10 protein-coding genes are annotated in these 10,221 nt (G+C 34.8%); 8 read left to right on the plus strand and 2 right to left on the minus strand.

The genetic code is table 11. The features are described from left to right. The first annotated feature begins 134 nt into the window (after positions 1 to 134). From Q1V95_RS08715 to Q1V95_RS08750, 8 genes are all read left to right on the plus strand, one after another. Entirely contained in the window at positions 135 to 689 is a 555-nt protein-coding gene (locus Q1V95_RS08715; RefSeq protein ID WP_300672783.1) for an L-threonylcarbamoyladenylate synthase, read from the plus strand. A 557-nt stretch (positions 690 to 1,246) separates the two neighbouring features. After that, complete coding sequence (locus tag Q1V95_RS08720) at positions 1,247 to 2,671, plus strand: HD domain-containing protein (RefSeq protein WP_300672785.1); 1,425 nt, start codon at positions 1,247 to 1,249, stop codon at positions 2,669 to 2,671. A gap of 96 nt (positions 2,672 to 2,767) precedes the next feature. Further along, the gene (locus Q1V95_RS08725) at positions 2,768 to 3,562 is read left to right on the plus strand and encodes a thymidylate synthase (RefSeq protein WP_300672787.1); all 795 of its coding nucleotides are present in this window, start codon (positions 2,768 to 2,770) and stop codon (positions 3,560 to 3,562) included. Between the two features lies 1 nt (position 3,563). After that, a complete protein-coding gene (locus Q1V95_RS08730) occupies positions 3,564 to 4,160 on the plus strand; it encodes a hypothetical protein (RefSeq protein ID WP_300672789.1) in 597 nt (198 codons plus the stop codon). Between the two features lie 53 nt (positions 4,161 to 4,213). Then, positions 4,214 to 4,651 (plus strand): IS200/IS605 family transposase, encoded by a 438-nt coding sequence (gene tnpA / locus Q1V95_RS08735; protein WP_300672791.1) that lies wholly within the window; start codon positions 4,214 to 4,216, stop codon positions 4,649 to 4,651. A gap of 72 nt (positions 4,652 to 4,723) precedes the next feature. Continuing rightward, positions 4,724 to 5,347, plus strand: a complete 624-nt coding sequence (locus Q1V95_RS08740; protein WP_300672793.1) for a DUF2306 domain-containing protein — start codon at positions 4,724 to 4,726, stop codon at positions 5,345 to 5,347. A 10-nt stretch (positions 5,348 to 5,357) separates the two neighbouring features. Beyond that, a complete protein-coding gene (locus Q1V95_RS08745) occupies positions 5,358 to 7,871 on the plus strand; it encodes a M1 family aminopeptidase (protein WP_300672795.1) in 2,514 nt (837 codons plus the stop codon). A gap of 25 nt (positions 7,872 to 7,896) precedes the next feature. Continuing rightward, the gene (locus Q1V95_RS08750) at positions 7,897 to 8,514 is read left to right on the plus strand and encodes a hypothetical protein (RefSeq protein WP_300672798.1); all 618 of its coding nucleotides are present in this window, start codon (positions 7,897 to 7,899) and stop codon (positions 8,512 to 8,514) included. A gap of 73 nt (positions 8,515 to 8,587) precedes the next feature. Here the strand turns inward: Q1V95_RS08750 and Q1V95_RS08755 are convergent, their stop codons facing one another. Both Q1V95_RS08755 and sucD read right to left on the minus strand, forming a co-directional pair. Further along, a complete protein-coding gene (locus tag Q1V95_RS08755; protein ID WP_300672800.1) occupies positions 8,588 to 9,253 on the minus strand; it encodes a porin family protein in 666 nt (221 codons plus the stop codon). A 28-nt stretch (positions 9,254 to 9,281) separates the two neighbouring features. Then, positions 9,282 to 10,154 carry a succinate--CoA ligase subunit alpha gene (sucD, locus tag Q1V95_RS08760; protein ID WP_079667132.1) on the minus strand — a complete coding sequence of 291 codons (873 nt, stop codon included), beginning with the start codon at positions 10,152 to 10,154 and terminating at the stop codon, positions 9,282 to 9,284. Positions 10,155 to 10,221: the final 67 nt, after the last annotated feature.

The following is a 10,221-nucleotide window of genomic DNA, read 5'->3' on the forward strand; positions in this document are numbered from 1 at the left end:
TTCCGTTCATTAATTCTTAAATTTGGAGCTGATTATTGAAAGCTTATTTTTAAAGAAAAGTTTTAAAGTCTTGACTTACAAGCTTCTGATATTTTAAGTTTCATTAACATTAATTTTTAATACGAAAAAGAGCAATGAGCCTAGAAAAAGCTTTAGACACGCTAAAAAACGGTGGCACAATTCTATATCCAACCGATACAATCTGGGGACTTGGCTGTGACGTGACCAATCCAGAAGCTATAAAAAAAGTATTCGACATCAAACATCGCGACGCACACAAATCCATGATTATTTTGGTGGAAAATGAAAAACGACTTCAAGATTTGGTTGATGTTCCGGAAATGGCTTGGGAGATTATTGATCTTTCCGAAAAACCTGTTACCATTGTTTATGAAGCTGCAAAAGGCCTCCCAAAAGAAGCTTTGGCAGAAGATGGATCAATCGGAATACGTTTGGTTAAAGATGATTTTTGTAAAAAACTTATTTCTAAACTTAACAAACCCATTATCTCGACTTCTGCAAACTTAAGTGGTGACAAAAGTCCTCTTAAATTCTCAGACATTTCACAAGAGATAATAGATACTGTAGATTATGCAGTGGAAGAAAACCGCGAAAAAGTTTCTAAATATTCAGGCTCTTCTGTTATCAAAATTTGGAAAAACGGACAGATTAAAGTTTTGAGAGAGTAGTTTTTTTGTTTTTAAAACAAAATTCATCTTAATAAAGTTTTCTTTTTTTGGATAAAAAAACTTCAGGCGGCACCTTCGGTGCCGCCTGAAGAAAAAATAAACTATGAAAAAAAACTACTACTTTTTACTACCCAATAAATTTTGATCAGTCAGCTTTTATTCGATATGATAATTACCATATCTGTACCAATTAAGAAAACCTGCCATCGTTAACAACTATTATACTAATAAGTTATAGCAATTTGACATATTTGTCAACCTTTGCTAAAATTATCTGACAAACTGACTTTTTCTTAGAGTCTGTTTAAATTTTATTGATAAAATTTTCATTGCTATTTTGAGAAGAATTTTTTATTTCATATTTGAAGATTTAGCGGGCTAAATCAAAAATGAGAAGCAAGAAATTGGCTTAAAATAGCTTTAAAATTTAGCAAAGAAAATCTGAATAGTTTAAAACCTATTTCGGTAAAATTTTTAAACAGGCACTGGTGTAAAAAATGACAATTCATAATTAAGGAAAGCCTTATCTTTGCAAGCAAATATTTGCTGAAAGCCTTATGATTGTTAATCTCAACCAGAACAAAAACTTAAAACTATTCAAAATCATTTCGGAAGTTGCCCATCGCAACAATCAATCTGTCTATATAGTTGGTGGTTATGTTCGGGATTTAATCATGAAACGCAAGGCGCCAACCGACATCGATTTTGTAACAGAATCTTCAGGGATTGAGCTTGCAGAAAGCATTGCAAACGAAATTAATCCTAAACTGAAAGTTGCCGTTTTCAAAACTTATGGTACGGCAATGTTCCGTCACAACGACCTCGAACTAGAGTTTGTTGGTGCACGAAAAGAAAGCTACAGTGAAGACAGTCGCAAACCTTTTGTAGAAATCGGAACTTTGGAAGATGACCAAAAACGTCGCGATTTCACAATTAATGCGATGGCAATCTCTCTTAACAAAGATAATTTCGGCGAGTTAATTGATCCTTTTAATGGACTTCAAGATTTAGAGCAAAAAACGCTTCGCACACCGCTAGAGCCTTTGCAAACTTATTCGGATGATCCGCTTCGTATGATGCGCGCGATTCGTTTTGCGTCAACACTTGGATTTAACATCGAAGAAAAATCTTTGGAAGCTATCAAAACCGAAGTCGAAAGAATCCACATCGTTTCTATGGAGCGCATTATGGTAGAATTCAACAAAATTATGCTTTCCGAAAAGCCTTCAGTTGGATTAAAATTATTAGAAGAAACTGGACTTCTTCAAATTATTTTGCCAGAATTAACAGCATTAAAAGGCATTGAAGATGTCGATGGACAAACACATAAAGACAACTTTTATCACACTTTAGAAGTGGTCGACAACATTTCTGAAAACACTGACAAATTATGGTTGCGTTGGACAGCGCTACTCCACGACATTGGAAAGGCGCCAACCAAGAAATTTGTTGAAGGAACAGGATGGACCTTCCATGGACACGAATTTTTGGGTTCCAAAATCGTAAAACATATTTTTAAACGTCTCAAACTTCCTTTGAATCAGGATTTAAAATACGTTGAAAAACTAGTCCGAATGCACGCTCGTCCAATCGCTTTAATTACAGACGATGCCTCAGACTCTGCACTGCGACGTCTTTTGTTTGATGCAGGCGAAGATTTAGAAGATTTAATTATTCTTTGCAAATCCGACATTACCACTAAAAGTTATGCTAAACAAACCCGTTTTAAAAAGAACTTTGAGTATGTTGCCGAAAAAATAAAAGAGGTTGAAGAAAAAGATCATATCCGCAACTTTCAGCCACCTATTTCGGGAGAAGAAATTATGGAAATGTTTGACCTAAAACCTGGCCGCGAAATTGGTATTTTAAAAGAAAAAGTTAAGGAAGCTATTTTGGAAGGTATTATTAATAATGATAAAGAAGAAGCGCGTAATTTTGTTATCGAAGAAGCGAAAAGCTTAGGCTTGAATTTAGTATCTTAGATCAATTATGCTTCATTTCTTTTTTACTAAATTTGAATTTCAATACTTTTAAAAACTGGAAATATTTTTCTGTTTTAAACATAAAATTAAACACTCATGCAAAACTATTTGGATCTCCTAAAACATATTAAAGACAACGGAACTGACAAAACCGACCGTACCGGAACTGGTACTAGAAGCGTTTTTGGCTACCAATTGCGTTATGATTTGTCGAAAGGTTTTCCGATGGTTACGACAAAAAAAGTTCATCTTAAGTCTATAATTTATGAGTTGCTTTGGTTCTTAAAAGGAGATACCAATATTAAATATTTAAAGGATAATGGCGTTTCTATTTGGGACGAATGGGCGGATGAAAACGGAAATTTGGGTCCTGTCTACGGCGCACAATGGAGAAGCTGGGAAGGTGCCAACGGAAAAATCGTTGACCAAATAACTGAAGTAATCGACCAAATCAAAAAAAATCCAGATTCTCGCCGACTTATCGTTTCTGCGTGGAATGTTGCTGAAATTCCAAACATGGCTTTAGCGCCTTGTCATGCAATGTTTCAGTTTTATGTTGCTAATGGAAGATTGTCGTTGCAACTTTACCAAAGAAGTGCTGATGTCTTTTTAGGCGTTCCTTTTAATATTGCGAGTTATGCTTTGTTATTGATGATGGTAGCGCAAGTTTGTGATCTCGAAGTTGGCGATTATGTTCATAGTTTTGGTGATGTTCATATTTACAATAACCATTTTGAGCAAGTTGACAGACAACTAGCTCGCGAGCCAAAAGCGCTGCCAACAATGAAACTGAATCCTAATATCAAAAATATTTTTGATTTTGATTTTGAAGATTTCACATTAGAAAATTACGATCCGCATCCAGGAATAAAAGCACCTGTTGCAATATAGGATGCGAAACTGTGTATTTCTAGTTTTTATTATTTGCTTTCGAAGTTGTGCAAAACAAGAAGTAAAAACGAGTAAAAATGAAGAATATCAACAACTTTTAGTCGATGTATTAGAACCCAAAACTGGTATTATTGATACGCTTCAAGTTCCAAAATACATAAAATCAGAAGTCGCTACAATTTCGAAATTAAACTATTTTTCAAATGGTATTTCTGGTAAAGGTGATGTAGAAGAAGATAAGATACCGCCCTATTCAACTTTTATTGAACTTAAAAATAAGGCGTCACTAACAGATTTACAAAAACTAACATCCAATAAAAATGGTGTTGTTGCTTTCTATGCACAACTAGCAATTTCGGAAAACAATCCAAATGTTATTCCTATCGTTTTCTCAAATTTCTTAGAAAAAAACAACAAAATATTTTCAAGGAGAGGTTGTCTGGTTGGAGAAGTAGAAACTTCGGAATTATTTTATGACGAGTTTTCTCACTTTAATCTTAGTTCCGAATTAGCAGCAGAAATATCAAAAATTGCGCTACAACATAGAAATACAACAAAATATGTTTTCACATTAGAAAAACGAAAAATACCTAATTGATAATTGAGCCCACGGTTTAAACCATGGGCTTTTTGTATATTTAATAAAAAATCATGTCACATTCATTCAACAAAATATGGATACATGCGATTTGGTCAACCAAAGAACGAGCTCATTTAATAAATTCAAATATTGAATATCAAATCCACCAATATTTAAAATCTGAATTGGAAAATATGGGTTGCAAAGTGAGTATTATTAATGGAATGCCCGATCATATACATTGTTTGTTTTTATTGAACCGACAGAAATCTATCGCGGAAGTTATCAAACAAGTTAAAGGCACATCCTCACATTTCATCAATCAAAATAACATAACCGAAGACAAATTCTCATGGCAAACTGGTTACGCTGCATATTCAGTTTCGGAATCTGTTATGCAAAAAGTTTATCACTATATTAAAAATCAGAAAGTTCATCATGCTCAAAAATCTTTCAATCAAGAATTTGATGAATTTTTAAAACTAAATGGACTTCAACTTGAAGAATAAATAACACAATTTATGACTGCTGTTTGTAATATTTAATTCAATTTTGATACTTATCTAAAAATACAACTGAGAATGAAAAAAAAGCTCTTCATTATTTTTGCATTTTTTTGTGTATTAATCGGTCTTTATCCATCGATTTATTTTTTAATAGATCGTAGTTTTGGACTGCTTCGTTTTAAAGATCAAGACACCTTACAAAACCTATTTTGGAATATTGGTTTCTACACACACATCATTTTTGGAGGACTCGCTTTGTTAATTGGCTGGATTCAGTTTGTTCCAAAATGGAGAAACAAGAATCTAAAGCGACATCGGAAAATTGGTCAACTATATATCATTTTTGTCTTACTCAGTTCTGTTGCAGGAATCGGAATTGCGACAAAAGCAACAGGCGGAATTGTTCCTGCGCTTGGTTTCGCTTCACTTGGTATTATTTGGTTTTGCACCACTCTACTAGCATTTACTGCTATTAAAAAAGGAAATCTAATAAAACATCAAAAGCTAATGGTATACAGCTATGCCGCATGTTTTTCTGCGGTTACATTAAGAATTTATTTGCCGATACTTCAAGTCATTTTCAATGATTTTGTGAAAGCTTATTGCATTGTTGCTTGGCTATGTTGGATTCCAAACATTATCTTTGCTTATATTATAACTAAAAATATTAAAACATCGACTTTAGATGTTGTTAAATAACAGATAAATTATGAAAAAAATCGTCATATCCTCATTGTTATTAGGCGCTTTATTTAATTCAAATTTAGCTTTTGCACAAACCGATTATTCGGGCAGAGAAAAAATCTATCGTGCAACACATACCAAAATGACCGAACTAAAACATACCAAACTAAAAGTAAGCTTCGATTACGAAAAAGAGCAAATGAATGGTGAAGAGTGGTTGACCGCCGCACCTTATTTTACACCGACAGATTCTTTGGTTCTGAATGCTAAAGGCATGTTAATCCACGAAGTTGCTTTGGACAAAAACGGATCAAAACAAGCACTTAAATACGATTACAAAAACGATATTTTAAAAATAAATCTTGACAAAACTTATCAAAAAAATCAAGATTATACGGTTTACATCAAATATACGGCGCGTCCAAACGAGGTAACCCAAAAAGGAAGTGCTGCAATTAATGATGCCAAAGGTTTGTACTTTATCAATGCACAAGGAAAAGATCCAGACAAACCAACGCAGATCTGGACTCAAGGCGAAACCGAATCTTCTTCGGCTTGGTTCCCAACAATTGATAAAACCAATCAAAAAACCACGCAGGAAATCTATATGACGGTTCCTGATAAATATGTGACTTTGTCGAATGGACTTTTGAAAAGTTCAACAAAGGAAGCTAACGGCATGCGAACCGATTATTGGGTAATGGACAAAAAGCATTCGACTTACCTATTCTTTATGGGTGTGGGAGATTTTGCTATTGTTAAAGATCAATGGAAAAACATTCCAGTCAATTATTATGTTGAAAAAGAATACGAGCCTTATGCAAAACAAATTTTTGGAAATACGCCAGAAATGATCGAATTCTTTTCGAATAAACTTAATTACCAATATCCTTGGGCAAAATATGACCAAATGGCTGGTCGCGATTATGTTTCTGGTGCGATGGAAAATACAACAGCAACTTTGCATGGCGAAGCTTCTCAGCAAAAGCCTGGCGACCTAATAGACGAAAACCGTTGGGAAGATACCATTGCACACGAATTGTTTCACCATTGGTTTGGCGATTTGGTAACCGCGGAAAGTTGGAGCAATTTAACGGTTAATGAAAGTTTTGCTGACTACTCCGAATATCTTTGGAACGAGCATAAATACGGCAAAGACGAAGCTGATTACAAATTAGTAAAATCACTCCAGGCTTATAAAATGAATCCTGCCAACTTCACGAAAAATTTGGTTCGATTCGATTATGATTCTAGAGAGGATGTTTTCGATTCTGTAACTTATAACAAAGGTGGTGGCATTCTTCACATGTTAAGGAATTATCTAGGCGACGATGCTTTTTTTGCAGGCTTAAATGATTACCTAAAAACCTACGAATACGGAAATGCCGAAGCACACCAACTGCGTTTGTCTTTAGAAAAAGTATCTGGTAAAGATCTAAACTGGTTTTTCAACCAATGGTATTTTGGCGCTGGACATCCAAAACTTAGCATCAATTATACCTACGAACCTGTAAAAAAACAAGTAAATGTTGCGGTTACACAAACGCAATCTGGTCCATATTTTCAGTTTCCGTTAGCGATTGATGTTTATGAAAACGGTATTCCGAAGCGTTACAATGTTTGGGCAGATGCGAAAGCAAGTCAAAGTTTTACATTTAATTTTGCACAACAACCAAACTTGGTGAACGTTAATGCAGATCAAGTATTATTGGCGGATATTAATGATACAAAAAGTACAGATCAATACTTTGTTCAATATACAAAAGCAAAAGAGTTCAAAAGTAGATATCTTGCAGTAGAATACGCTAAAGAAAACATCGAGAAAGATGGTTCTGTTTTAAAAATACTTGCTGCAGCGCTTAAAGATCCATCACATAGATTAAAAATTTTAGCACTTTCAGCCATTGATTTATCAAAGCCAGAACAAGCTAAACTTCTACTAAAAGATGTTGAAAATATCGCACAAAACGATCCTAAAACTTTAGCTCAGGCAGCAGCAATTTCGGCACTTTCTAAGACGAAAGACAAAAAGTATATTAGCATTTATGAAAAAGGAACGACAGCAGTTTCTAATTCGGTAAAAGGTGTTTCGATTGCAGCTTTAGCAGATGTAGAACCTCAGAAAGCTGTTGGACTAATGCAAAAAGTGGATTTATCAAACGCTTCTGAAGACTTAATTAATAAATTGATGCCGATTATCGTTAAAAATAAAATCGACTCTCAGATGAGCAATATTGCTAGTCAAGTTGTGTTTTATCCTTTTATCAAATTCCAAGATGCAGAACTTGGTGCCGTTGCCGAAGAAGGTTTCAATTGGATTATGAATTCTGATAACACAAAAGCGACCAAAGCAATGACCAAAGTTATGGGGCAAGCAAAGAGTGAAATTTCTGCAAATCCACAGGCAAAAATGATGTTGGTACAAATTATGAAAGACGGCTTAAATAAGAAGATGCAACTTCTAAAACAAAATCCTCAAAGCCAAAGTCTTCACGAACAAATTGACGCAATTAATAAGGCGATCGATAATTATAAATAGGTCATAATTTACCAAATCTTTCACATTGAGAAAAATAACAATTATAAGCTTAGTATTGGTCGCAATGCTCTCTAGTTGCGGCCAAAAGAAGTCTGCTGCTTCAAGAGAACAAAATATTGAAGCGATGCAAAAGAAAGAGTTCGAAAAGCCTACAGATTTGTATGAAAATGCGGGACAATTAGTATCGGAAGTTGACTTTACTGTTAAAGCCAATGATGAGCAGAAAAAAGATTGGGAAGATGGCATTATTCCTTGGATAAGCTTGGAAAATCCGAATCCCGAAATCAATAATCTAGTTGGTGCAGATGATGTTGTCATCAAAGAAAATACAATTAATATTTTGTTTGACTATCCTTTGAATAAGCCTGTAAGCTTTGAATTCAATAATCCTAATGGATTCACTAGAAAGGACTTGATTCTTTTAATCAGTAAAAAATATCACGAAATATACGATGAAGAAGAAAAATATGCCAAAACGAAAACAATTCCACGTGAGAAAAGATCGGGGATTATTAATCGAAACGAAACGGATGGTAAGTATGGAGTTTGGGGACATGATCTATCTGATTTGGATCTAAGCGGCATCGAAATACATCAAGATTCAAATGGAAAAATTAATGTGATTCTATTGATTGAATCCTAATTTTCCACAATACCTAATAAAAAAATCCCCGCGAAACTTCGTTTTGCGGGGATTTATATTTTATAATAAAAATTTATTTAAAGATATAAGCTATACCAACATTGATGATATGCTCGTTTTTCTTTTTAGCAACGCTCGGATCACTAGTGGCCAACTCAATTGGAGAGTTTTTCATGTCTGGATAGACATTCATAAGATGCACATCATAACGTGCCGTAATTTCCAATTGACGCTTGTAGCTATATCCGATACCAGCACCTACACCAAGGTTAAATTTTGTTCCCTTTCCATAACGATCAACAGCATAGTCTTCTCTTCCTGGAGGGATATTTTTATTATTTTGATTAATCAAAAAGTCAAATCTTGGACCAATCAATCCAAAAAATTCACTTTCACTTTCAGAGAAATAGCCTTTAAAACTAACAGGAATGCTTAGATAGTTATTAGCATAAACCGCATGTGCCCAACCATTTTTATTCTCGACACTCTTATCGCCTCCTTCACCCGCACCAAAGTATAAAACTTCTGTTTGGATATAGAATTGATCATCAGAATCAATTGGTGTTAGTCCCAAAGCACCTATAAACATTGAGTATCTTGGACCTGATGGATTGTGGGCATTCTGGATTCTAGAATATGTTGCACCAGCTGTTATACCAAATCTTGTTGCACTAAAGTCAATCTGCGCTTGCATCATTGCTGCCAATGAAAAAGCCGTTCCTATTAATATTTTTTTCATCTGAAAGTGTTTAGTTTTTTCTAATATTTTATCCTAAAACCTTAGCTACAGTAGCACCAATTTCTGCTGGAGAGTCAACAACGTTGATTCCACATTCGCTCATGATCGCCATTTTAGCTTGTGCAGTATCTTCTGCTCCACCAACGATAGCACCAGCGTGTCCCATTGTTCTACCTTTAGGTGCAGTTTGACCAGCGATGAAACCAACAACTGGTTTTTTAGAACCACTATCTCTGTACCATCTTGCAGCTTCAGCTTCTAGAGAACCACCAATCTCACCAATCATAACAACAGCTTCAGTTTCTGGATCGTTGATGAACAATTCCAAAGCTTCTTTTGTCGTAGTACCAATAATTGGGTCACCACCAATTCCGATTGCTGTAGAAACACCGTAACCAGCTTTTACAACTTGGTCAGCTGCTTCATAAGTTAAAGTACCTGATTTTGAAACGATACCCACTTTACCTTTTTTGAAAACGAAACCTGGCATAATACCAATTTTAGCTTCATCAGAAGTAATGATACCTGGGCAGTTAGGACCAATTAATCTACAATCTCTGTCTTGGATATAGCTCTTAACTTTTACCATGTCTTCTACAGGGATACCTTCTGTAATACAAACGATAACTTTGATACCTGCATCAGCAGCTTCCATAATCGCATCAGCAGCGAATGCTGGTGGTACAAAAATGATACTCACGTTAGCTCCTGCTTTTGCAACAGCATCTGCAACAGTGTTGAATACTGGCTTTCCTAAGTGCTCAGTTCCACCTTTTCCTGGTGTAACACCACCTACAACGTTAGTTCCGTATTCGATCATTTGACCCGCGTGGAAAGTTCCTTCGTTACCTGTAAAACCTTGTACGATTACTTTAGAATCCTTGTTTACTAATACTGACATTTTATTTCTATTTTTTTAAATTTTAAATAATATTGATAAAACACAAAAATAGTCAATATTCTTGGAA

This window comes from Soonwooa sp., assembly GCF_030151385.1.
In the GTDB taxonomy this organism is placed as follows: domain Bacteria; phylum Bacteroidota; class Bacteroidia; order Flavobacteriales; family Weeksellaceae; genus Soonwooa.